This window comes from Vibrio sp. RW, from assembly GCF_027587105.1.
Classification (GTDB): domain Bacteria; phylum Pseudomonadota; class Gammaproteobacteria; order Enterobacterales; family Vibrionaceae; genus Vibrio; species Vibrio toranzoniae.
The window spans coordinates 262,144-287,017 of sequence record NZ_JAPPTM010000003.1 but is presented as its reverse complement, the minus strand read 5'-3'; the positions used below and the strand labels follow the sequence as shown (position 1 = coordinate 287,017).

The following is a 24,874-nucleotide window of genomic DNA, read 5'->3' as shown; positions in this document are numbered from 1 at the left end:
GCCAAAAACTCGCTTTATTAACAAAACAAACACAACGTCACATATGAAACTTTAATATAACCTGGCGTTTCGTTCCATTATTTAACAGAAATTTGCTTTTTGTATTGAGATGGTGACATGCCTTGAAGGCGCGAAAAGGTGTGAGTAAAAGAGGATTGACCGGAGAAACCAGCAAGTTCTGCTACCTGACCAAGGCTAAGATTACCTTGTTCGATTAAGCGGCGGGCGCGATCGATACGCTTACCCAACACATATTGATGAGGAGTAATACCCATTTGCTCTTTGAATAGCATATGGAATTGGCTTTCCCCCAAGAACACACTGCCTGCTAACTGCGCGACTGAGATCTTATTTGCGAGGTGTTGCTCGATGTAACGATCCAATGCATCAAGATCAAAACGTGAGTCTTTTATTGAAGTTTCAAATGTTGAGATGTGTCTTTGCATCAACGCTATCACCGTATCATTACACGCACGACTCAACAGGAGATCATCAGGGCTGGCCTGCATCTCTTGCACTAGCATATGAATAAGCTTTTGAATTTGCGCGTCTAATTGGAAGTAGACATTCGATGATGCTAACTGGTTTATCTTCTCTAGCATCAAAGGGTCATTATCGGTTGGCATAGGCATATTAAGCACGAGAATATCCGATTGACCGACCACTCCCCCGAAAGCATGATCAGAGCTAGCCGTTACCACACAACCTTGCCCAGGCCCGACAAGATTACCTTTCCCGTTGATCTCAAACTCAGCCCGTCCTTTTAAACCAATGACTACCTGCGAATAATGGTGATCGTGGCAATCCATGTGAGATGGCAAAGTAATGATCTCAGCCGGACGAGGCGCAGTAAGGCCTATCGGAGACAAATCTAGGTTTGGCAAAGGTAAAGATTTTGGCATGGCATCAAAATACTGAAGTCGACATATTAATAATACTACTCTGAAATCTACTTAAGATGAATTTGTAAATGATCATGAGAGTCATTTCTTCACACTTTACGAAAAGATCACTACCGTGATCGTTGTGATCATGCCTCCGGAAAGATGATCATGAGTGTATAAACTACGGCCATTGTAGAACCAATCGTTCCGGTAAGTTTAGGGGCTTAAAAGTACTCACACAGACCGTCAAAGTGATTCATAGATGAGAACGTAACATCAGCACAATCACGCCAAAATTTTCTTATATAGCTCAAATAATTAACCTTTAACCCGTAAAAAGTGTATCCGAAGTACCGAAACTTGGCTTTTGAGTAGATTGGATGGCAATAAAACGGTATAAAGACGGGTACTGTGTTAATTGATAATAACTAGTGACTCACAACTAGAAAGTTGACACTTTATTAACGAGCCAATTTCAATCTATAAGTTGCAGGGACCTATGACTAACTTTCGAATTTCAGCGCTTTTACTTGCGCTATCCCCTCTTTGGGTATCTGCATCGTTATCCGCTGAAGAACTGAATCAAGTCGATCCCGTTTCAGCTATCGATGCAAAGCTAACAGAGAAAAACTCAGATATTGAGCGTATTTCAGCAACCAAAGTATCGGCGACTGAAAACTTAAAACAACTACAAAACCAAAACACCAAGTTGTTACGCGAAGGTGAAGAACTGAAGGCAAAACGCAACAGAGCTAAGTCTGTGCTAGACAAACAGTACAGTCGCTTGCTTGAAGATCCAGATACTGATTTGGTTTCTTTTCAGAAAAGCTACCAAGATGCTTGGGCAGCCGTGAAAGAAAACCAATCGTCTCAGCTAGATAACCAACAAGCGATGAACGAGAGCGAGATTCACCTTTCTCAAATCAAGCAAAAACAAGCTCGTCTAAATAATGAGCTGGCTAACTTGAGAGAATCAAAAGTTGCAGCTCGAGTTAAACGTATCGCCACAGAGCTTCGTGAAAGTGCTGTTCTTGAAACCAGCTACACCACCACATGTTCATCAACAATGACACTGGGTGAGTGTACTGCTCAAGGCAAGCACTTAACAAACCAAAAAGCAGTACAGACGTTTAAGTCTCAATTACTTGATCAGCTCACAGAAAGTGCACTCGCGAAACAAAATTTACAAGGTGTTCAGCTGAATATCCATGTTCAAGATAGCCAAGCGATCAAGAGTGGCTTCTCTGGTAACAATTCATACTTCATGCAGATGCAAGCTCAACTTCAAGCTAAACCTGAAGCGGTTGCAGCGTGTAACTTATTGAATGTCTCAACACGCTACTGTTTAACAGGCAGTGACGCAGCTGTAGTTAAAAAAAGTGACAAACAGTGGGCTAATGTGACGGTACGATCTGATCAATACAATGACTCAGTCACCATCAACGGCATTAAGTACGGCAGCACACCTATTGAGGTTGCTCTACCAAGCGGTCGTCACCAAGTAACTATTTCAAAAGAAGGTTATGAGTCTTACAACCGCACTGTAACCATCAGCGGCAGCGATACTATTTGGGTTAAACTCCTTCCTAGCAAGGAAAGTTAAATTCCCTCTCTATAATGAGAGAGAGCTCAGTCGATATAAAAAGCTAAGCTCGATATAAATAGCCGTGCCTATTTCACAAAGCTGAATGATGACTCGCCATTTTGTTGATAGTTATAGAAAGTAGCTACAGACGAAATGGCGTGTTAGTTTAGATTATTCGATTAACCTAACTTACGATTGAAGTAGCCCAACATGCGCCAAGGTTTCCCCACTCTACTATTTGCACTTGCTCCCTGCTTAATGACGCCTGCTGTTTTTGCTGAGACGCCACCAGCGATCGCAGCGTCTGTCACCGATATTGAAAGCTTACTTTTCGAAAAACATGCCGATTTAACGTCTGTTAAAAAGAAAATGTCTGAGAAACAAAACCTAGTCGACAATCAGGCACAGCAAGCCGCGCGTCTCGCTAAGTTATCAGCTCAAGCAGAGCAAGCACTCGCAAAGGCAAAAACTGACCTAGAGCAAGATTACTCGCGCATGATTGATGAGCCAGATTTCGATATTTCTCCAGCTCAAAACCGATTCCAAGACGCTTGGAAGGCCGTAAAAGAGAGCAAGCTTGCGATTTCAGACGCAGAACAGAAACAGCAAGGCTTAGCTATGGAGTTAGAAGCTATTCAAGCAGAGAAAACAGCTGTAGAGGCTTCAATCGCAAATCTAGGTCAAGACAAGTTAAGAGCAAGAGCTGAGCGACTAAGAAACGAGATAACTCAAGCCGAAGAACAAACGGTCAGCTTTACTAACCGTTGTAGCAATGACATGACATTGGCGCAATGTTCAGAGCAAACCGTGACCTTAGCGCTTCAAAAAGCGGTGAAACAATTTCAGAAAAGCCTTGTGGACAACGCGACTGAATCAAAAGCGGTGAGAGAACATCTCGCATCTGCTTCACTAAACATTCACGTTCTGCAGCACAAAGTAAAATCCTCTGGCTTCTCTGAAAATAATCGTTACCGAGCGGTTATTGCTGCAAACCTAGAAACGCGTCCAGACAAAAATACACCTTGCCGTCTACTTGATATTCAATCGTCCAACTGTTTCACGCAAAGCGAGCAACAAACCAACGATCAACAAAAAGAAGTCGCTTGGGTCAACTTAGTGGTTCGCTCAAATAAGTACAACGACAAAGTTTCTATCAACGGCGTGAACTATGGCAGTACTCCGGTTGAAGTGATGTTACCAACGGGCCCACACATAGTCACGATAGTGAAAGAAGGCTACCTTCCTTTCAATCAAGAATTGAAGATAACCCGCGATCACAACCTAAGAGCGGTATTACAAGCCAAACAGAACTCATTGAACGTTGGCACTAAGTTTGCCGACCCAATGGGGAGCAACCTTCAGAGCCCAGAAATGATTGTTGTCGGCTCTGGTCGTTACCTGTTGGGCGAACACAACGCCAAGCAAGTCACAATCAAACAACCATTTGCATTAGCAGCAACGCCAACCCGTGTTCAAGATTTTAAAGCGTTCGTTGAAAGTACTGGCTACCAGACAGACGCAGAGCTGATGAATACTTGTGATCAGTTCGTCAATGCCGAGATCACGACGGTTTCTGACAACGACTGGCAGAGCCCTGGCTTTAAGCAAGCGAATAACTCTCCTGTCGTTTGTGTGAGCCAAAACGATGCCAAGGCTTACACGCGTTGGTTATCTGACAACACAGGTTTCACCTACCGCTTACCAACGCCACAAGAATGGGAAGCCGCTGCAAGAGCAGGTCAAAATACCAACTTCTGGTGGGGCAATGAATTTCGTTCAGGTAAAGCCAATACCGGCTGGGCTGGTACTCCTTGGTCAAACGTCAGTACGTCCCCGGTTAAGTCATTCTTACCAACACCAACGGGCTTCTACGACATGGTGGGGAACGTATGGGAATGGACAGCCACTCAGAAAGGCTTAGCGAAAGGTGGCGCATGGAGCTTCTCGCCAGACGAAGCAAAAGTGTTTAACGAACTGTATGTACCACCGTCAACGGCCGCGAACTACTTAGGATTCAGAGTATTACGAGAGCTGTAAGCTCTCAGGGTTTACTTTAAATAGCCAAGTAGTGTCTCTATATCGAAAAAATACCGTTGATGTGAGTAAACACAAAATCAACGGTATTTTTATTTCGATGAAGCAAACTAAGGTTAATGAGACTAAGGCGCTAGGCGATCAATGTCCCAGCGGTTGTCTTGACGTGAGAACAAGAAGCGGTCATGCAGACGGTGTTCGCCACCCTGCCAAAACTCGATGCTATTAACGCGCACTCGAAATCCCCCCCAGAAAGAAGGGACTGGGATCTCTCCTTTCGCAAACTTCTGTTTTAGCTCTAGATACTTACCCTCTAGAATCCCACGAGCAGAAATACGACTACTTTGTTTACTGGCAATAGCGGCTAACTGGCTCTCTTTCGGACGAGACGAGAAGTACTTCATGTTTTCCATCGCAGTCAACTTTTCCGCCGTGCCGGTAATGTGAACCTGTCGTTCTAACGGGTGCCAAGGGAAATGCAGGCTGATCTTGCTGTTGTGCTCAAGTTGGTGCGCCTTACGACTACCTAAGTTGGTATAAAAAACGAAGCCATCTTTATCCACATTCTTCAGCAAAACAATTCGTTGGAATGGCTGACCATTTTCATCAACCGTAGCAACTGTCATGGCAGTAGGGTCAGTCAACTTAGCTTCAATGGCTTGCTCTAGCCATAGATTGAACTGCTCAATCGGGTCTGCGGCCAAGTCTTTACGTCTCAATCCACCCTTAGCGTATTCGCGACGAATGTCTGTCAGTTCCATTTGATTGCTCCTTTTAATTTTTTGTGATTTTGCGCCGTAATGCTTTGAAACACAAGTCTCAGCCTTGGTTTTGTCTCAAAGAAGGTTCGCTGTGTTAACGAGATCTCGGTACTCTAGACACCATATTGATAATCTTTATATAAACCGATTATAAGCTGAGATCCTAGTGACTAAGATACTGCCTAACCTGATGACCCCTTTTGTTTTACTCTCATTGTTATTGGGAACAGCAGGACTCACCGCCACTCACTTTTTAGCAGTGAAATTTCAAGAAAAAGCCGTTACACAACAACTTAACGAAGCTGCAAATAAAGCCAATCTGCAAATCGATTCTGAGTTGGATAAGTTCAAACAAATCCCAGATTTACTCAGTCACGATCCACGCCTACTTTCTTATTTTGACCAGTCACCACAGTCAGATAGGATGACCACAACACAACTCAATAAGCTGTTGTTTGAGTGGTCGAATCAAAGCCAGGCCGATACCATCTATATCCATAATCCAAGCGGCACAGTGGTCGCTTCAAGTAATTATCAAAAAGCGCAAACTTTTGTCGGTGAGAACTTCTCGTTTCGCCCCTACTTTGCCTCTGCGATTAAAGGCAACAATACGCAATATGTCGCGCTCGGTGCTCGCTCGAACGTGCGAGGCTATTTTTTATCTTCACCGCTGTATATCGCGAAGGAAGTTGTGGGGGTTATTACCGTAAAGGTGAGTTTAGAGAATCTCGAAAACATCCTAACCAGCGACGACTTTGAGATCATAGTACTCGACTCGAACCAAGTGGTTTTTCTTTCGAGCCAGATTCACTGGCTTTATCACTCATTACTGCCATTAAGTCAGCAGCAGCAACAAGATATCGTCCTTCAACGCCAATACGGTCAAAGCCAAATTTCGATTATCGAAGCCTTTCGCTCTTCAAGCGTTGCGAAAGAAGTTAACGAAGCAAATCAGAGCAATGGTATTCCAGCAAACCAAGTGCAAAAACACCTCACAGCGAATCAATTATTTAAGCTTGGTAATTTCAACCTTTACCCCACAGAAATTAGCCACAACCAATACCAAGTAATTGCTTTAAAAGAGACTAATGCTGAAATCCTTAAAGTTCTACAGATTGACATAATCTTTGTCGTCATTTACAGCTTGGTGGTGCTCATTGCTTGGTCGTGGCGTCAGACCTATGTAGCGAAAGTGGCGTTAACTCGACTCAACCAAAACTTAGAGCAAGCCGTTGATAAACGCACCCAATATTTAAAACAATCTAACCAGCAGCTTCAGCAAACCATCTTTCAATATCAAGAGTCTCAGCTAAAGCTTAAACAGACAGAGCAAGAACTGACACACACCGCCAAACTAGCCGTGCTTGGGGAGCTGTCAGCCAGCATTAATCACGAAATCAACCAACCACTTGCTGCCCTGAGAACCTACAGCGAGAACAGCGTAAAGCTGCTTGAAATGGGACGTTCCGACTTAGTCAAAAACAACCTAGATAAAATGATCGCTTTGAATGCATCTATTACAAAGATCATCACCCGCCTTAAAGTTTTCACCCGTAAGGTCACCAAACAGCAGCACCATAAAGCAAATCTTCATCAAGCGATAAACAACGCCACCACTATTCTCAGTACATTGATGATCAAGCACGGCATTACCCTTAGATTAAGTACAGTACCAAATGACATTAATATTGCCATTCACCCTACAGAGCTTGAACAAGTGTTGGTTAATCTCATTCACAACGCTATTCAAGCACTTCAACAGCAATGCCTTGAACAGGAAACCTTGAAAGAACAGCAAGCCCTGGGCCACCAAACAACGTTAAATTTGCATCAGCTGGCTAGCCCGCAAATTGGCGTTGAATGGCAACTGCAAAATGGTACATGCCGGCTGATCATTTGGGATAACGGAATTGGCATTACTGATGATAAACTTGAGCAACTCTTTGATCCATTTTTCACCACCAAACCAGAAGGCTTAGGGCTGGGACTCTCAATATCGAAACGGATTATTGAAGCGTATCACGGCACGATTAGAGCAACACAGCGAGCGCCCTCAGGCATGCTATTCTCGCTAGATATTCCACTTTATAAAAAGAGGGCTAACGCCTAATTTTGACCGACAGTTAAGGACTCGGCTCTTGCACTCTATGACCAAACTCTATTTTGTAGACGATGAACCCGCCATCCGAGACTCCGTAGAACAAGCGATGCTCATTGAAGGCATCGACATTGTCTGCTTCCCAAATGCCATTGAGGCGCTAAATAAAATTGAAGTGACACAGGCAGGCATAGTGATCACTGATATTCACATGCCAGTGATGAATGGTATTCAATTTACTCAAAAGTTGTTAAACCAAAACCCCAACTTTCAAATCATCGTACTCACAGGACACGGCGATGTACAAACTGCGGTGTCTGCAATGAAATCCGGCGCTTATGATTTTTTCGAGAAACCGTTTGTTGTTGATGCTCTACTTACCACAGTAAAAAAAGCCGCCGACAAACTCGCCTTGGTTGAAGAGAATAATCTATTAAGAAAAGAGTTAGCAATGCAGAATCAGGTGGGGCCGAAACTCATTGGCCAATCCCCTTCTATGCAGAAATTACGCCGTGAGTTAATCACTCTAGATTGCAAACAAAACCCGTTGTTGCTGTTTGTCGGTGACGTCGGAACGGGCAAAAGAATTACTGCGCAGTACACACATGACTTACACAGCCATCAAACGGCCGAGCTTTGTCCTATTGCCGCGTTCAATTTACCACGCAGTGATGAAGCGTCATTTCATCAATTTGTTTTGCAGCTATTTCTCAAATATCAGGGCGGAACACTCTATATCCATGAGACAGAGGTATTAACTCAGGAGCAATGGTTATGGTTAGCAAACCTAAAACCCACTCTACTTCGTGAAAACTCATGCAAGACCAATGCAACCTGTATCATTATAGCAAGCACAATAGTTCCAACTACAATTATAAATGCACTGCGCCGCTTTGATTTACTACCCTTGGCACAAAGGCCAGAAGATATTGGCTCTTTGTTCAAACATTTTGCTCGTGGTGCAGCAAGCCGCTATCAACTGCCGCCGCCAGTTATCACAGAAAAAGAGATTCAACGGCTAATAGCCACTCATTGGAGCGAAAATATTCGACAGCTTCGTCAACATGCTGAACTCAGAGTGTTAACTCAAGTAAAGCAGCCAGCGCTCGGCAATGATGAAAACGAGCAAAGTGATGCGCACCAATTTGATACGAGCATTGAGGAGCAACAACTATCATTAAACCAACGTACCGATAGCTTTGAGCAAATTATCTTGGTTGAGGCATTACATCGCCATCAAGGGCGGTTAAAAGAGGTACAACAAGAACTACAAGTGTCGCGAAAAACACTTTATGACAAGCTAAGAAAGCATCAGCTCGATAAAACGGATTTCAAAAACCGATAAGAATTGAAAGATATATAAATTCAAATATTTAAAGGTGCAAAATCTTAACATTTATCAAAAGTAAGAATACACTCAATGAGCTTGTACTTTATTTAGTAACCAAGGACTGTCATGAGCCAGAAGAATTACAGCAAACTGAACGACACCGAACTTGAGTATGCCGATGATAAAACAGCGGCACTGCTACTCAATACGCCCACCAGTGCGCGTATCATGCTGTGGATGATCGTGTTGTTTTTTATTGCTGCTATTGCTTGGGCCTCTTGGGCTGAAGTCGATAAAGTCACCGTTGGTCAAGGCAAAGTTATTCCTTCGTCCCAAATCCAAGTTGTCCAAAACCTTGAGGGTGGCCTAGTAAAAGAGATATTAGTTAGAGAAGGTCAACGCGTTAAAAAAGGTCAACAGCTTCTCTTGATCGATGACACTCGATTCCGTTCTGACTTTCGTGAACGCGAACAACAAGTCGCCAACTTAACAGCCAACGTGCTGATGCTTTCTGCTTCATTTAGCAGTGTGATCATCAACGAAGAATTCTCCGTCGAAAACTGGGAGCAAAGTGTCTCACTCGACTACGGTAAATTAGCCTTCCCTCCAAAGTTCTACGAGCTTCATCCAAAACTGGTTAACCGCCAAAAAGCAGAATATCGCCAAGACCTGAACAATCTAAAAAATCAACTTTCCGTTTTTGATCAACAGGTTGAGCAGAAGCAACAAGATCTTATTGAAATAAAAGCTCGCGTCGATAACTTAAGACAGAGTTACCGATTCGCCCGCCAAGAATTAGAAATAACAAAGCCGCTTGCTGACGAAGGGGTTGTGCCAAGAATTGAACTGCTCAAGCTTCAAAGGCAAGTAAACGATACTCGTCGAGAAATGACCTCTAGTGAACTCAAAATTCCTCTACTGCGCTCCGCAATCAAAGAGGCCATGCTAAGTCGTATTGATGCAGCGCTGAGCTTCCGCTCAGAACAACAAGAAAAACTGAACCAAGCACAAGACAAACTCTCAGCAATGACCGAATCTTCGGTTGGCCTGGAAGACAGAGTCAATCGTACCGTGGTGGTATCCCCCGTCACAGGCACAGTAAAAACATTGGGCATTAATACCGTTGGTGGAGTCATTCAGCCTGGTATGGACATTGTTGAGATTGTACCAACTGAAGACTCGCTACTAGTTGAAGCAAAAATAGCTCCGCAAGACATCGCTTTTCTTCGCCCAGAATTGACCGCTATTGTTAAATTTAGTGCTTATGACTTTACTAAATATGGTGGATTAGAAGGCGTGTTAGAACACATCAGCGCCGATACTACACAAGATGAAGAAGGCAACAGTTTCTACATCGTGCGTGTACGTACTGAAAAATACAGTTTCGGGCACAACGAAGAGCTGCCTATCATTCCGGGAATGACGGCCTCTGTCGATATCATCACAGGTAAAAGAACCGTGCTTGAATACATGTTGAAACCGATATTAAGCGCTCAAAACAACGCATTAAAAGAGTAAGGACGTTTGATGTTTAATAACGCCTTGCAGCATACAACGAATAGACAAGAGCAAAGACTATGAAGTCTCGAGCCTCGTTATTGTTGCTAGTACTCACCTCTTTTACCTCTGTGGCGCTCAATAAGAGTGATCAACGATGGATAGATGCCGTCTCTGAAACCTACGGAGAGAGAGCAGGAAAACGAGTGGCAACGTGGCGTTCAAATATTGCGTCATACGAAGGGTTGAGGGAGACAGAGAAACTCGAATCCATTAATCGGTTCTTCAACCAAATGTACTTTGTCGATGACAGAGTACTGTGGGGTAAAAACGACTACTGGGCGACACCACTGGAGTTTTTAGGCAGTAATGCCGGTGATTGCGAAGACTTCACTATAGCAAAGTACTTTTCTTTGCTTGAACTGGGTGTCCCAGATAAGAAACTACGATTGGTGTATGTAAAAGCACTTGAGTTAAACCAGTTCCATATGGTGCTGGCGTACTACTCTACACCCAGTGCGGAGCCACTCATTCTGGACAACTTAAATCCTGAAATAAAACGCGGCTCTAAGCGACAAGATCTACGACCGATTTACAGCTTCAATGGTAGGAACCTTTGGTTAATCAAGTCGGCAGCAGGCAGCGGTAAGTTAGCAGGTAAATCTTCAAGGTTGAGCTTATGGAACGACTTACGTTCTCGTGAACGCTCTCTAAAATTAAATAAACCCATTATAAATTACGATGAGTAAGTACAATGACTTTATATAAACAGCTTGTGGTCGGGATGGTTGCGGTGTTCATACTGCTGATGACATCAGTTTTTATGATCGAATTCAATACTACCCGTGGATACTTAGAGGAGCAGCAACGCTCTGAGGTAAGTAATACCATTAATACTGTTGGGCTGGCCCTTGCCCCTTACCTAGAAGAAAAGGACAAGGTGGCCGTAGAGTCTGTCATCAACGCCCTGTTTGATGGCAGTTCTTATTCAGTCGTTCGATTGATTTTCCTAGACAGTGGTGATGACATTCTCCGCTCATATCCTGTTAAACCTACAGGCGTACCGCAATGGTTTACTAATCTGAATCTGTTTGAACCTGTTCATGATCGCCGTGTGATAACCAGTGGCTGGATGCAGCTGGCGGAGGTCGAGATTGTCAGCCACCCAGGTCCCGCCTATGATCAACTTTGGCAAGCATTCACCCGCTTATTGACCACCTTTGGCGCGATCTTCCTGCTGGGTTTAGTTTCTATCTCTTGGATCCTTAAACGAGCATTACGTCCGCTCTCTATGATCATTGCTAAAATGGATCAGATTGCGAAAAATCAGTTTGGCGAACCACTGGCCCGTCCTAAGACAAAAGATCTAACCTTAGTTGTCGATGGTATCAACCACATGTCGACTCAAGTTGAATTGGCCTTTAAAAATCAGGCGAAAGAAGCACAGAAGCTGCGTGAAAGAGCGTATATCGACCCTGTATCTCAATTAGGTAACCGTGCTTACTACATGTCCCAACTAACTCAGTGGTTAGAAGAATCCAGTTTGGGCGGTTTAGCAGTACTAAAGGCCGAGTTCATTAGCGAAGAGTACGATGAAAAAGGCTACCAAGAAGGTGATGCCTTGGTTCACCAATTGGCCGAACAGTTGCAAGCTTCAATTTCATCACCAGATATCACCATTGCTCGTATTTCTAGCGACGAGTTCGGCTTCATTATGCCAAACATCGATGAGAGCGAACTTAAACTCGTCGCGAGTAGCATTGTAAACTGCATTCAAGGCCTTGGCTCAGATCCAACAGGTATGGCTAATCCACACCTTGCATTGGGCGTCACCTACAGCAACACCCGTAAAACCAGTACTGAAATCATGTCGTTAGTCGATAACGCGCTCTCAAGTTCCAAGGCTAACCGTGAGCTTGCTTATGGTTATGTCACAGCAGACGACCATGGCGCCGTGATGGGTAAACAACAATGGCGTATGCTAGTTGAAGAGGCGATCATCAACGACCTAATTACTTTCCGTCTCCAAGCGGCAAACAATGCTTTTGGTAAAACGTATCACCAAGAGGTGTTTTCTGCGATTGAGAAAGAGGGGGTTCGTTATGGTGCCAACCAATATCTATACGCACTAGAACAACTTGAAATGAGCCACATTCTCGACCAATACGTTATCGAGAAAATGATTGAAAAGCTCAATGCAAACGAGGTGACGAGCCCGATTGCTATCAACATTTCACCAAGCAGTATATCTCAACCAAGCTTCATCCGTTGGATCGGTAAAATGCTTGAACAAAATGCTTCAATCGCTCACCTGCTGCATTTTGAGATTCCAGAAAACTGCTTCATTAATGTTCCGCACTACACAGCGCTGCTGTGTAACACCATTCGCAACACTGAAGCCATGTTTGGTGTCGATAACTACGGACGTAACTTCCAATCGCTGGATTACATCAACGAGTACCGTCCAAGCTATGTGAAGCTAGATTACCTGTTCACGCATAACCTTGATGATGAAAAACAGAAGTTTACCTTAACATCAATATCTAGAACCGCTCACAACTTAGGCATAACCACCATTGCGTCTCGAATAGAAACTCAGACTCAGCTAGATATCCTGTCTGATAACTACGTAGAAGTGTTCCAAGGCTTCATTGTTGATAAATAGTTGTAAGGGTTATATCGCATGCAAGATCCACTATTAAACTCACTGATCTACGTTAGCCGATATTACGGATTAGCTAACTCACCCGAAGCGTTGATCAATGGGCTGCCACTATCAGACGGTAAGCTAACCCCTTTCCTATTTCCACGTTCTGCTGAACGTGCGGGGTTAGTGGCAAAAGAGAACCGCTCCGACTTAGAAAATATCCCTCACCTGATTCTGCCTGCCGTTCTATTGCTAAAGCAAGGCGAGGCATGCGTTCTCAACAGTATCGACATTGAAAAACAAGAAGCTGAAATTATCACAGCGGAGAGTGGAATGGTGCCTATCATCATTCCTGTCGAAGAGCTGAAAGAGCAGTTCATTGGTCGTTACTTCCTAGTAAAGAAACAGTTTCGCTATGACGAACGATCACCCGAAGTGTTAAAGACTCGTAAAGGACACTGGTTTTGGAGCACCATTTGGGAGTCTAAAAACATTTATCGTGATGTGTTGATCGCCTCTATTCTGATCAACATCTTCGCCATTGCTGCGCCAATGTTCACGCGTTTGGTGTACGACAAAGTGGTGCCCAACCTCGCATTTGAAACGCTCTGGGTGTTGGCGAGCGGTATTTTTGTGGTCTTCCTTTTTGACCTGCTTTTAAAATTAATGCGAAGCTACTTTATTGATGTCGCTGGTAAAAAATCCGATATCCTAATTTCCTCAAAATTATTCAGTAAAGTATTGGGCATTCGTATGGAAGCAAAACCAGCTTCTGTTGGCGCTTTCGCAAAAAATCTGCAAGAGTTCGAATCAATTCGTGAGTTCTTCACCTCTGCAACCATCGGCTCGTTAATCGACTTACCCTTCGCAATCATGTTTTTGGCTTTAATCTGGTTGATGGCAGGAAACCTTGTGTTTGTTCCTGTCACAGGTGTAGTCATTCTGGTCATCTATGCACTGTTAATCCAGGGCCCATTGCGTCGCACGATAGAAGAAGGCTCTCGTCTCGCTTCTCAAAAATACGCGAACTTGATTGAGAGTTTGGCAGGACTAGAAACCGTTAAACTGTTCAGTGCTCAAAGCCAGTTTCAATTCCGTTGGGAAGAAGCCGTTGCTCACATGGCGAATTGGAACATTAAAAGTCGCCGCATTACCGACAGTATCCAAAACACCGCTGGCTTTGTTCAGCAAAGTACCAATGTCGGGATGATCATCTTTGGTGTGTACCTAATTGCAGAAGGTGAACTCACCATGGGTGGATTGATTGCAGCAACGATGTTGAGTGGTCGTGCGATTGGTCCTCTGGTCCAATTATCACTACTTTCAACTCGTTATAACCAAGCAAAATCATCGATGACCTTGATCGAACAAGTAATGTCGATGCCAGACGAGCAAGAAGAAGGTAAGCGTTATATTCACCGTCCTATTATTCAAGGTCATATTGCGCTAGACAAAGTGACTTTCCACTACCCAGACGCTCCAATGGCTTCTATAAGGGATTTGACTCTGAATATCACTCCAGGTGAAAAAGTGGCCATTATTGGTCGTATTGGTTCAGGTAAAACGACTTTAGAGCGCCTGATTATGGGCCTATACAAGCCCACAGAGGGCCATGTCCGTATTGATGACACAGATATGGAACAACTACACCATGTCGATGTACGACGTAATATAGGCTGTGTACCACAAGACAGTAATCTATTTTATGGCTCAGTAAGAGACAACATTACCTTGGGGCGTCCTTTGGTGGATGACCGTGATGTGATGGATGCAGCTAATCGTGCAGGTGTGACAGCTTTTACTCAGCAAGATCCTGCTGGGCTAGAGCGTCAGGTCGGCGAGGGGGGAGGATTGCTATCAGGTGGCCAACGTCAATCTGTCGCGATTGCTAGAGCCTTCCTAGGACGACCACCGGTCTTATTGATGGATGAGCCAACCAGTGCCATGGATAACCGCTCAGAAATGCACATCAAGCATCAGCTTAGCCAATTGTTACCAAGTGAGACCTTGATTCTAATCACTCATAAGACTTCAATGTTGGACATTGTAGATAGAGTGATTGTCATGGAAAAAGGAAGCATTATTGCCGATGGTCCAAAAGCGCAAGTTTTGTCAGACCTCAAACAAGGAAAAGTAAGAGCAGCAAGCTAAGCCGGTCTCAAATAAACGACCCAAAATTTAAGACATAAGTAAAAATAAAGAGAGGGAGCATCAGCTCCCTCTTTTTATTTATTCAATTAGATAGAAAAGTAAATCTGCCTTATTCAGCAGTGTTCAGTCACAAGGAGATATCTTCTTGTTCCATCTTGAACGTACATTGGATCTCGTATTGATTGAATGAGAAGACACTTCCGCCATGCGTTCGTTTGGTTGTGACCGTCTCATCACCAAACTGAATCGTGACTCGGGTATATACTTTTTCATGAGCCTCGACTGTACACTCAGCAAGGTTTGTTTCAAATTCTGCCTCTAGCGTGTCCAGCTGTGACTTGGTGCTTTCAATCGCGTGATTGTTCTTTTCTCGTTGCTGTTCAATGGTCAACGCTTGCTCTTCGCTTCTCTCAGCTTTTGGTTGCTTTTTGAATTCTAGCTCTTGGCGAATCACATCCATGGTTTGTTCTTGGGCGTGTTTATAGGTTTCCTTCAACTCGGCTATCTTTTGTCGGTATCCATCGTAACGTGCAAAGCCGTGAACCTTGGTTGCGGTATCTCCCTCAACCCCTAAGAAAACACATTCCACTTTTCCGCCGACTTTAGCAGCACCGCCACTGAGTGTACCGTGCTTCTTCAAAGCATCCATCACGATAAGATTCTTGCCACATCGAATGTCATTACTCATGCTATGTACGCCAAGTCGAATATCATTCACCGTTTGTAGCTCCGCATTCTGCGCATAACTTGCGGTGATGGAGCCTTTGCTAAATACCTTGCAGCTTTTAGGATCGCCCTCTTTGGTCGTGTGGCCAATAATTCCTTTCGCGACTTTAATATCTCCTTGAGCTTGAACTTCTGCCGATTCGATAAAACCACCGACAGTAATACTTCCCGTTGCCTTAACTATCATCCCCGGTTCAATATTTCCAGAAACAAACACATTACCTTTAAATTTAACGTGTCCGGTTGATACATCAACATTGCTAATACACAGGGCGTCATCGACTTCAATGGTTCGTTCTTTGATAATGGGTAAACCAGAGTATGAAGCCAATAATAAATTGGGATCGTCAGGAGAAATATAAGTGCCCTTTCCAGGTTTGATTAAAATATCTTGTCCTGGGAGCGGTGGGATAATTCGACCTTGGACCGTAAAACCAGCAATACCTTTGGTGGCTGGCGTTCGCTTCATCAATTGGTCATCTTTACCAACGGTAATAGTCTCGCCCAAATCTCGCATATCAATCTTGCCAACATCTTCACTATGAGGTTTCAATACTTGGCGGGTAATATCTTCAACCAAAGCGGTAAACTTAGCATCTTTCCCCTTCACGGGTTGAGTGCCCTTCGCTACTGGCTGAGTAAACTTTTCACCAGGCTTAAGCTTGCCACTCATCATCAGCACTTTTCTGAGCGCTAGCTTATTAATGCCTTTTGTTATGTGTGCCTGAGCTAAGCTGTGAATGATGTCGCTGCCACGTAATACGTTCCCATTATATGGCCCAGTAACCACAAGAGTGGCGAGCATCTCATCATCAGACACTTCAACCGCAACACTTGCATTACGAACTTCGGCAATCAAAACGCCTTCGTACGCTTCACCCTTGCCTTCTTTAGCAAGAACAACAAAACGCAACACCTCTTCTTCGAAAATAAAATAGTTAGATGCGCCTAACGCTTCCAAGGCTGGTGATAGTGTCTTGTTGTCAAAGTTTGCGTCAACCACTATTCCCGACGGAAGACACGCAATCACTTGTTGCTTATCTTCTGATAATGTAACGATTTTATCCCACATTCGAATTGAGTATCCCTAATGACTCAGTTATTAATTAGTCTATATAATTCGTTCTAACCTTAAAATCACCACACTTGAATAATCAGCGTTACATCACTTACTTTTGATTCTGCAAAGATGACTTATAAATAATATTGAGCTATTTAATCATTCGCTCCTCTATTACAGATAAAGAGAGGCAGGTTTCGTTGGCAAGCAACCACGTGAACAGGCTGCCTAACCAAAATAGCAATTGATAAGCGCGGAGCCGGAGTAGCAAGGTTGGTGATTTTGACAAAGATAAAAAACACCAATACAGTTTAACGCGACACCTATATTGATGCTTAGTTTACAGTGTAAATCTCTTATTCAAATTTACACTGTAAATCAATTTAAAATTCAGCCCCTCTATTTACAGTGTAAATTTGACACTAGAAAATTGATATCTTGTCGAAACTGAATCTCGGCTTGCTTGCGCCCAACAAGATTGAATTGGTCGATACAAGTCCCCCACTCTTTTTGTTGCACAACCTTTGCGATGAGTAAATCAGAAACAGCAGAGTCTTGAACTCTAAAAGACGGGGCTTGAAAACCAACGGAATCACGAGCGTTATCTAGCAAAATTAATTTCAATACGCTAAAGCCAATACTGTCATAACTATTGCCGCCCTCTACATAATTCCTGACTAATTGAATTTCCAACTCGCTCACTGCACGTACACTCTTAGGCAATAATGCACGTACACTCTTAGGCAATAATGCACGTACCATATCAACTTCAAGAGAAGACAAAGAACCCGACACGAGAAAACAATAACTATTTTCAAAATGGCTTTGCAGTTGCTTAATCCAAGCCCGAGCATTTCCGTGAAGCGGTTTAACCATTAGTACCGAGTGACAGCCACTTGCCTGATCGCGCTGGTGGCCAATATGAACAGGTACAAAATCGTTATCGCGCCAGAATGAAATCAACTCACTAGTGGCACCGAAGCTTGTCGCTAGATAATCCGCTTGGCTGGTTTGCTCTGATAATTTAGCCAACATCCAACGGCCAATGCCCAGACCTTGATGACGAGTTGAAACTGCAATGCGCATCACTCGAAGGCAGCGACTAGTCGCCGCTTCTCTGCAGCCAAGTTGGTTTGCCAGTAATACAGGAGCAAGGTGTCCTTGAGGCCTGCGTTTTCCAATTTGAATCTGAGCAATCAAATCTTTATCTAACCCACCCTCTTCCGTCACCAACATACAACCTAAGCACTCACCTTGTAGCCATACTGCGTACAAATGAATTGCAGGATTATCAAGAAACTGCATTAAGTCATTGGGTGACGTCTGATAATGAGCGTCAACTAACAGAAAAAAGCACTGTTGAAGCTTTACTGGGTTAATCAAACAATCGGCTTTTGACAACTTGATCAAGTTTAAGTGACTCATTGCATCACCAGAAACATCACCTAAATTAGCAATATCGCTAGCAACCAAATCACTAGGCGGAACATCGTTGCTAAGCAGGAAGCAGTCAAACAGCCAACACTCTAGTGGATCGTTATTGTTCCATCGGATGGGTTGTTCAAGTTTGTACCCCTTCCAACCCGGGCGATGTTCCGATAGCCAAGCCTCAAACTTAATTCCGAACCCTCGCCCACTGCCTTCGTATCCGTGAACCGTAGTTGAAAAAACCAAACGATGATAAATACCAGCCATAGATTTGAGCATAGGGATTGGAATAGCAGCCGCCTCATCAACCAACAACAGATCGCAATCAGGCTTAGATTTGAGTAATTCATCTGGCGCAACAAACCTTAAGCTTCCACCTTGATGGCTAATGTGGGTAGCGTTAATCAATTCGCAAGCGTCGAGTCGCTGTAGCGCATGAGAAAAAACGGGCTCGATGGCTCTAACAGTAGGTGCTGTAACAATAATATTTAACCCATGGCGCTCAACCAAAAGCTGTGACGCCGCAATACCAAGTGTCGAACTTTTTCCACGACCTCTATCGGCGGTCAGAATCAAGGGGCGCTTCCGACGGCCAAACATAACTTTTTTAACCAACTCAATCGCCGTGTTTTGTTGTTCAAATCGACCAATATCATTTTTCCGATCCAGTTTTGGAGGAAATAAGCTAGCACCTTGCATGACGCCCGAAGCTTCATCACTCTGCGAAACAGGGATCAGTTTGTCGAAGTGTCCTTTTAACCAACGTTGACCAAACCCCGAACTTCCGTTGAACTCAGATTTATCGACGCTTGGTGGCAGCACCAACAATAATCCGCCACCAATTAACGAACCCAGTGCAGCGCTAAAACCGTTCGCGTCAAACTGCTCTCTAAAGTCACAAACAAGAACATGGCATTCCCGGCCAAGAAGTTGCTGACCTTTTTTTACCGATGCATGAGTCACACCGTCAAAAGGAACGCCACCAAGCTGGAAAATGGTTTGAGATTTAGCATCTTGAAGGAAGGTGGAAATAGAAGTATTTTGCCAATCTAAATCACCATTAAAGACCACGCCATAGCGGTGATCGTTATGGTGGGCAATGTCAGACAGTGTGTGCAGAAAAGTGTTGGTTGGATTTGTCATAGTTAGCGTCCAGATTCATCTAAACACAGTTTATCACAGCCAAATAAAAAGCCGCATAAAGCGGCTTTAGAGTGATTAGAAAATATCGACAACTTAGTTGAGCTTCGATTCCACGAAAGTTAATATTTCTTGCATTGTTGCATCATCAATTTTCTTAAGGTTCAATGCCAAGTTTGAACCTTTGCGGCTGTAGGAAGCTCGGCCTTTAATAAACTCTACTTTTGGTGATGCTTTCTTCGCAGGCGCAGGGGATAGCTCCAGAATCCAACCTTCCAATGTCTCAGTGACATCTTTAGTTAAGCGAGTAACACCTTGCGCTTCACTTCTCTGCCACACAAAGCCTTCAGAAGCATTGCACTTAGCCAGTAATGTTTGTTGTTTTTCACTATCTAGCCCACCAAATTGTTTATGCAACTTAACAATCGTAGGACGACCAAGATCACTCACATTTGGGTAAGCTTGAAGTAACTCAAGTGGTAAAGCCGCAGCTTTCAATGCGCCACTCACCAAAGCTTCACTGCACTGGAACATTTTCGCGAGTGCCTTTTGATCTTCAGCTTCGCCTTTATCAAGCTTCGCTTGCATCTCTTTACCCTTCTCATATAAAGACAAAGGCTTATGAGCATTTGCGACATCTGATAAGAACTTAGCGTGTTCGCCGTTAATGTTTTCAGCAACATAGATTAGAAATTCTTTGTCAGCCAAAATACATGACATACGACGACGGCTACCATCAAGAACTTCAATCGTGCCATCTTTGTTCTTACGACCAACCGCTGGATATTGCTGACCGCGCTCTTTTAATGTTGTAAGAACATCAGAAAGCGCATGTTCATTTAAGAAAGACTGCTCACGAGCATTATCCTCAAAAACGACCGTTCTAGTTTCTACATCACAAGCAGGGATTCGAACTAGTTCAAATGAAACTAAGTCTTCTCCAGCAACAGAAAGCTCAATCACTTGAGCCTGTTCTTTAGCGGCGGTTTGTGCTTCCTGCGGCGTTGCTACGCGACGCTTGTTTGCTTTACCAAATAGCTTTGCATTTAAGTCAGATGTTTTAATTGCCATTCTTGTTATCCCTGATTAAGTGAAGGCCAGTTGCTATGTAATACACGCTCTAATTCTAGAGCACTTTTTTGTACCGCATCTTGAGCGACTGCCAGAGTTTTCTTACCACCCTCAAAGTCGCTAACCGTAAGATCGAACACCGTGCTGTAGGTATCGGCACAAGTTTCAAACGCACGGCTTCTTGGAATGGTGGCCATCATTACTTGGTCATTCAGCAGGTAGTTCATTTCAGTTAAAACCGAAACCTGCTTCTTATTGTCGTCTTCAAACATGGTTGGCATTAGACGAACAAACTCAAGCCCTTTCCAATCTTCCGGGAACATCTCGTACACAGTTGGTAAGTGTTGGAAAAAGTTAACCGTTGAAGCCCAGTCTAAACGCTTTGCAGCACATGGGATCAGAAGTGCGTTCGACGCATACATTGCGTTCCACACAAGAGGGTCTACGTGCGGGCCAGTATCGATCATAATTACATCAAAATCATCGGCGATTTTATCGATAAGCTTCTCTTTTAGAAGACGAACGATATCAAGTGACTGATCTTGAGAAAGGCTTTGCCATGCTTCAGCGTTAAACATCGCATCTTCAGGAAAAGCTGAAATGGTCTTAAGGTTTGGGTATTGAGTTGGCAAGAGCACGCTTTTTCGAAGAAACTCTAGGTCAACATCTTGGTCCTCAGGCACGTTGTCCAACATGATATCAACGGCAGAATAGATACTGTCGTGCTCTGCACCACTGATTTGTGGGTTTAAGAACAGACGTAATGAACCTTGTGGATCCAAGTCAATCAAACAAATACGGTAGCGCTTGTCTAAATTCAAAGACAAACAAGCCGCTAAGTGAACCGCTGTCATTGATTTACCCGTACCACCCTTCTGGTTTTGTACGTTGATAACCCAAGGTTTGTTGTCTGTATGCTGCTTACGTTGATGGAACTTTGGCACTTCAGCCGCGTCCATCAACATGTGTGCTTCAGTCAATGAAATCGAGTAATGATTAGCGTTGTTCTTTGTAAACTGGTGACCATCTGCTTCAAGCTTAGTAATAGCCTCATCCAATTTTCGACGAGTTAAGCCTGAACGAGTTTCCATCATAGCTTTAGACATTGGAGGAAAATGTTCATCACTTCGCTCTTCCAGAATAATCTCAATTCGGTCAGCCTGAACTTGTTGAGTTTGTTCGGCCAGCTGATAGAGCTTATCGATCGTTTGTTCTCTTTTCATTGCCAGTTTCCGTAATGATTAACTAATCATAAAATTGTACAGCAATTAACAGCAAATCCAACAAAAACATGAACATTCATTTATGAGTTAAATCACATAAAATAGACTATGTTATTACAATTAGATGAAACATCGATTTAAACAAACACAAAAAATGGGCGTTTTACCATGCATAATCGTGCTATTTCTTTATTAAATTTAAAATGTTACAGCATCACTTATTTACAATGTAAATGTATTTAAAAGGGGAAAACAGCGGAACGATTGAAATACAACCATAGATTACGGTTCGTGTTAGTTGCATTAAAAATAGAAGGAATCTCAACCAGGCAATGCAAAAATCACAAAGGGGTCAATCGAATGAGAAGTAAACCTAACAACTAAGCATCATAAATAAAGAGTGGAGGAGAGTAGCCGGAAGAATGATCATGGGGTACATCACTGACTTGATAATTGATAAGACGATATTATGAAGCATGATCAAGGGATAACCTCATCAATATTAATCCAAGTTAATGTTCGTTCTAAACGATCAACTTACGGAAAAATGATCAAGTAAATGTAGTACCGGAAGCATATAATTTGAGAGCTAAGTTACGGACAAATGCTTTTGTAATGGGGATTCAAGACTTATCAAGGCTCACAGCTTGGAAATTCAATCTGCACAGATAAATAATACACAAACATGACAATTTCATGATCATGCTTCCTATCTAGCGCGAGTTATCTTTATATGCATCATAGCGAGCAGCTAACACGCAATAATGACTAAGTTTTGCATTTGTAAGAGTGTAAACAATAGAAAAATACACTTACTTGATCATTGTTCCGATAAACTAGCCGCTAAAAATATCCACACCGTCGACTAACAAGAGCATGATCAATCTGAGGCTGTGGATAAGCTGTACAAGTACAATGATCATGCTTTCTAAGTAATAATGATCATGCTTACAATGACTTAATGATCATCGTTCTGATTGTTTGTGATCATGCTTTCTTTGGTTTAATGATCATAGTTTCGTGTTCTTTATGATCATGCTTTCCAAAAGGATTTATTTTAATTCTTTTAATTCAGATGCTTATAAGTAAATCCAGGTCCAGATCATTAGATCACTTAATCATTTAAGATCATATTAATCAAAAAGATCAGTTATTTAAAAGCCAATAAATTCTCTTTATTTATGATCATTCTTTCTTTATCATTCAGGAACTATAGTGATATTACGGTTAGTGTGATACGGATCAAAAATGAAACCAGAAGAAAAATTGTTAATTAAGGCACGAAGCCACAAAGATGGTCATTTATTTGAGGTATCAGAAACAGCCGTAGAATGGATAGAACAATACCAACACTTCAAAGGTGTCACCAAGAGCATAGTTGAACTTCTTAACTTAATTTCACTTCGTGGTTTTAGTAGTAAAGATGGTTATGTCTCTACCACAGAGATTATTGAATCAACCGATGGTCAAGTCACTCGTGCTGCCTTACAACAAAGGTTAAGAGCGGCGGTAAATATTGGTCTTTTTAAACAACTTCCAGTTCGCTTTGAAGAAGGCCTTGCGGGTAAAACCATGCTGCATCGCTTTGTTAACCCAAATCAATTGATATCGGTACTAGGCGCTACTAGCCTAGTTACAGAAAGTGTTAAACAAAATGAAAAGCAAAAGCGTTCCAAAGCTCTTGCTCAAACCAAAGTAAACAAACGTTTATTGAATGAACATGGGCTTAATACCCCACCAACGATGAAAGACGAAGCCGATCAATTCATTGTTTCTCCAACAAATTGGGCTGGGATTATTGATCAGGCACTAGCACCACCAAGAACGCGTAAGAGCTACCAGAAATCGATGGTTTCGATCTCTGGTACTCGAGCTGTGATCGAGACACGATCTTCTAAGAATATTATGACGGTTGATGATCTGATGACACTTTTCGCGTTATTTACGCTAACCGTTCAGTACCATGATCATCACCAAGATGATTACCATCTAGACGCGAAACACACTCCGAACAAAACACCACTCTACATCACTGATATTTTGTCTTTACGCGGCAAGAAAGACAGTGGCCCTGCACGTGATTCGATCCGCGATAGTATTGATCGTATCGAATTTACGGATTTCCAACTGCATGAGCTGACCGGTCGCTGGCTTAGTGAGAACATGCCAGAAGGCTTTAAGAGTGATCGTTTCCGATTCTTAGCTAGAACCATTACTGCATCGGAAGAAGCGCCTACAGAGGGCTCTGACGGCGAAATTCGTATTAAACCGAATCTCTACATCCTCGTTTGGGAACCTTCGTTCTACGAAGAGTTATTGACTCGTGATTACTTCTTCTTATTTCCGCCAGAAATTCTGAAGCAGCATACCTTGGTTTTCCAAATGTATTCTTACTTTAGAAGCCGAATGGCACGTCGCCATACGGATTGCATGTTACTGAGTGAACTGAATCAGAAGCTAGCTCGTAACATCGATTGGCGTCGCTTCTCTATGGATTTGATTCGCGAACTTAGAAAACTGGGTGAAGTTGGAGAGCAGGAAGATACCTTCCTGGTAAACTTGTGGGGTTATCACTTGACGATCACATCGTTGATCGAAAAAGGCAAAACGACCGACTATCAAGTTGATATCAAATGTAACGTGGAAGAAGTACTGCGTTATTCAAGAGCGCGTACCACCAACGCCGGTAAACGCAATATGGCGCCAACGCTACCGAACCCATTACGCAACGAGATGGTTTCCAAGCAGAAATTGGAAGAGCTTTCTGAAATTATTGATGGTGAGTTTGAGCCCATTCAACGTAAAGCACCGTCGCCAAGAGGAAAATTGGGACGTCGAGTGAAGCAGCGTAAACACTCTGTTGAGATCAACGCTGACGAGATCATGATTACTCTCTCTAGATATACCTCTGCAGAAGCTCTAGAACGCAGTATAACGGCTTTATCAGCGATGACAGGGCACTCACATGCCTCAATCAAAGAAGAGTGCTCAGAGCTTATTGAGAAGCTTGATTGGTTGAGGGTAGGGGAGGATGTTATCCCATACGAAACACTGAGTAAGCTGATTGAGCTATACAACGATCGCGATAGTACCAGCAATCGACACTTGTCGATTGAACGTCTTATTTCTGGCTTGGCGGTACGTCGTAAAGTGTGCAAGCAAGTACACGAAGGTCATTTAGACGAGAATGTGTTTCTAGCGCTTGATGAAATGGCGATAGGCCATTAGACACTATAATT

At 43.1% G+C, this 24,874-nt stretch carries 15 protein-coding genes; 9 read left to right on the top strand and 6 right to left on the bottom strand.

Annotation, left to right across the window (positions count from 1 at the left end; translation table 11 throughout):
• Positions 1–77: 77 nt before the first annotated feature.
• On the bottom strand, positions 78–902 hold the full coding sequence (locus OCT63_RS04270; protein WP_161749379.1) for an AraC family transcriptional regulator: 825 nt from the start codon (positions 900–902) through the stop codon (positions 78–80).
• Positions 903–1,383: 481 nt separating this feature from the next.
• Here OCT63_RS04270 and OCT63_RS04265 point away from each other — a divergent pair, with 481 nt between their 5' ends.
• Together OCT63_RS04265 and OCT63_RS04260 are read left to right on the top strand one after the other, a co-directional pair.
• Positions 1,384–2,487 (top strand): PEGA domain-containing protein, encoded by a 1,104-nt coding sequence (locus OCT63_RS04265; RefSeq protein ID WP_161671882.1) that lies wholly within the window; start codon positions 1,384–1,386, stop codon positions 2,485–2,487.
• 192 nt (positions 2,488–2,679) lie between these two features.
• Complete coding sequence (locus tag OCT63_RS04260; protein WP_269983277.1) at positions 2,680–4,506, top strand: SUMF1/EgtB/PvdO family nonheme iron enzyme; 1,827 nt, start codon at positions 2,680–2,682, stop codon at positions 4,504–4,506.
• 122 nt (positions 4,507–4,628) lie between these two features.
• On the opposite strand, the gene pdxH is transcribed toward OCT63_RS04260, so the two are convergent.
• Positions 4,629–5,264 carry a pyridoxamine 5'-phosphate oxidase gene (gene pdxH, locus OCT63_RS04255; RefSeq protein WP_017057710.1) on the bottom strand — a complete coding sequence of 212 codons (636 nt, stop codon included), beginning with the start codon at positions 5,262–5,264 and terminating at the stop codon, positions 4,629–4,631.
• Between the two features lie 166 nt (positions 5,265–5,430).
• Here pdxH and OCT63_RS04250 point away from each other — a divergent pair, with 166 nt between their 5' ends.
• The 6 genes from OCT63_RS04250 to OCT63_RS04225 all read left to right on the top strand — a co-directional run bounded on the left by OCT63_RS04250 (position 5,431) and on the right by OCT63_RS04225 (position 14,987).
• Positions 5,431–7,374, top strand: a complete 1,944-nt coding sequence (locus OCT63_RS04250; protein WP_269983276.1) for a sensor histidine kinase — start codon at positions 5,431–5,433, stop codon at positions 7,372–7,374.
• Between the two features lie 37 nt (positions 7,375–7,411).
• Positions 7,412–8,707, top strand: a complete 1,296-nt coding sequence (locus OCT63_RS04245; RefSeq protein WP_269983286.1) for a sigma-54-dependent transcriptional regulator — start codon at positions 7,412–7,414, stop codon at positions 8,705–8,707.
• A gap of 111 nt (positions 8,708–8,818) precedes the next feature.
• A complete protein-coding gene (locus tag OCT63_RS04240; RefSeq protein WP_060469148.1) occupies positions 8,819–10,210 on the top strand; it encodes an HlyD family type I secretion periplasmic adaptor subunit in 1,392 nt (463 codons plus the stop codon).
• A gap of 59 nt (positions 10,211–10,269) precedes the next feature.
• The gene (locus tag OCT63_RS04235; RefSeq protein WP_060469147.1) at positions 10,270–10,938 is read left to right on the top strand and encodes a transglutaminase-like cysteine peptidase; all 669 of its coding nucleotides are present in this window, start codon (positions 10,270–10,272) and stop codon (positions 10,936–10,938) included.
• Between the two features lie 5 nt (positions 10,939–10,943).
• The gene (locus OCT63_RS04230; protein WP_161749376.1) at positions 10,944–12,854 is read left to right on the top strand and encodes a bifunctional diguanylate cyclase/phosphodiesterase; all 1,911 of its coding nucleotides are present in this window, start codon (positions 10,944–10,946) and stop codon (positions 12,852–12,854) included.
• 18 nt (positions 12,855–12,872) lie between these two features.
• Entirely contained in the window at positions 12,873–14,987 is a 2,115-nt protein-coding gene (locus OCT63_RS04225) for a type I secretion system permease/ATPase (RefSeq protein ID WP_060469145.1), read from the top strand.
• Between the two features lie 127 nt (positions 14,988–15,114).
• On the opposite strand, the gene OCT63_RS04220 is transcribed toward OCT63_RS04225, so the two are convergent.
• From OCT63_RS04220 to OCT63_RS04205, 4 genes are all read right to left on the bottom strand, one after another.
• On the bottom strand, positions 15,115–16,785 hold the full coding sequence (locus tag OCT63_RS04220; RefSeq protein ID WP_269983275.1) for a DUF342 domain-containing protein: 1,671 nt from the start codon (positions 16,783–16,785) through the stop codon (positions 15,115–15,117).
• Between the two features lie 387 nt (positions 16,786–17,172).
• Positions 17,173–19,344 carry a GNAT family N-acetyltransferase gene (locus OCT63_RS04215; RefSeq protein ID WP_269983274.1) on the bottom strand — a complete coding sequence of 724 codons (2,172 nt, stop codon included), beginning with the start codon at positions 19,342–19,344 and terminating at the stop codon, positions 17,173–17,175.
• 93 nt (positions 19,345–19,437) lie between these two features.
• Entirely contained in the window at positions 19,438–20,412 is a 975-nt protein-coding gene (locus OCT63_RS04210) for a ParB/RepB/Spo0J family partition protein (protein ID WP_060469142.1), read from the bottom strand.
• A 5-nt stretch (positions 20,413–20,417) separates the two neighbouring features.
• The gene (locus OCT63_RS04205) at positions 20,418–21,635 is read right to left on the bottom strand and encodes a ParA family protein (protein WP_017057700.1); all 1,218 of its coding nucleotides are present in this window, start codon (positions 21,633–21,635) and stop codon (positions 20,418–20,420) included.
• A 1,248-nt stretch (positions 21,636–22,883) separates the two neighbouring features.
• Between OCT63_RS04205 and OCT63_RS04200 the strand changes: the two genes are divergently transcribed.
• Positions 22,884–24,863: a replication initiator protein RctB domain-containing protein gene (locus tag OCT63_RS04200; protein WP_060469141.1), complete on the top strand. Its 1,980-nt coding sequence runs from the start codon at positions 22,884–22,886 to the stop codon at positions 24,861–24,863.
• Positions 24,864–24,874: the final 11 nt, after the last annotated feature.

What these genes read in the sequence shown, in the direction of transcription:
- OCT63_RS04270 (WP_161749379.1), bottom strand. Translation starts at nt 902, where the DNA reads ATGCCAAAATCTTTACCTTTGCCAAACCTAGATTTGTCTCCGATAGGC.
- OCT63_RS04265 (WP_161671882.1), top strand. Translation starts at nt 1,384, where the DNA reads ATGACTAACTTTCGAATTTCAGCGCTTTTACTTGCGCTATCCCCTCTT.
- OCT63_RS04260 (WP_269983277.1), top strand. Translation starts at nt 2,680, where the DNA reads ATGCGCCAAGGTTTCCCCACTCTACTATTTGCACTTGCTCCCTGCTTA.
- pdxH (WP_017057710.1), bottom strand. Translation starts at nt 5,264, where the DNA reads ATGGAACTGACAGACATTCGTCGCGAATACGCTAAGGGTGGATTGAGA.
- OCT63_RS04245 (WP_269983286.1), top strand. Translation starts at nt 7,412, where the DNA reads ATGACCAAACTCTATTTTGTAGACGATGAACCCGCCATCCGAGACTCC.
- OCT63_RS04240 (WP_060469148.1), top strand. Translation starts at nt 8,819, where the DNA reads ATGAGCCAGAAGAATTACAGCAAACTGAACGACACCGAACTTGAGTAT.
- OCT63_RS04235 (WP_060469147.1), top strand. Translation starts at nt 10,270, where the DNA reads ATGAAGTCTCGAGCCTCGTTATTGTTGCTAGTACTCACCTCTTTTACC.
- OCT63_RS04230 (WP_161749376.1), top strand. Translation starts at nt 10,944, where the DNA reads ATGACTTTATATAAACAGCTTGTGGTCGGGATGGTTGCGGTGTTCATA.
- OCT63_RS04225 (WP_060469145.1), top strand. Translation starts at nt 12,873, where the DNA reads ATGCAAGATCCACTATTAAACTCACTGATCTACGTTAGCCGATATTAC.
- OCT63_RS04220 (WP_269983275.1), bottom strand. Translation starts at nt 16,785, where the DNA reads ATGTGGGATAAAATCGTTACATTATCAGAAGATAAGCAACAAGTGATT.
- OCT63_RS04215 (WP_269983274.1), bottom strand. Translation starts at nt 19,344, where the DNA reads ATGACAAATCCAACCAACACTTTTCTGCACACACTGTCTGACATTGCC.
- OCT63_RS04210 (WP_060469142.1), bottom strand. Translation starts at nt 20,412, where the DNA reads ATGGCAATTAAAACATCTGACTTAAATGCAAAGCTATTTGGTAAAGCA.
- OCT63_RS04205 (WP_017057700.1), bottom strand. Translation starts at nt 21,635, where the DNA reads ATGAAAAGAGAACAAACGATCGATAAGCTCTATCAGCTGGCCGAACAA.
- OCT63_RS04200 (WP_060469141.1), top strand. Translation starts at nt 22,884, where the DNA reads ATGAAACCAGAAGAAAAATTGTTAATTAAGGCACGAAGCCACAAAGAT.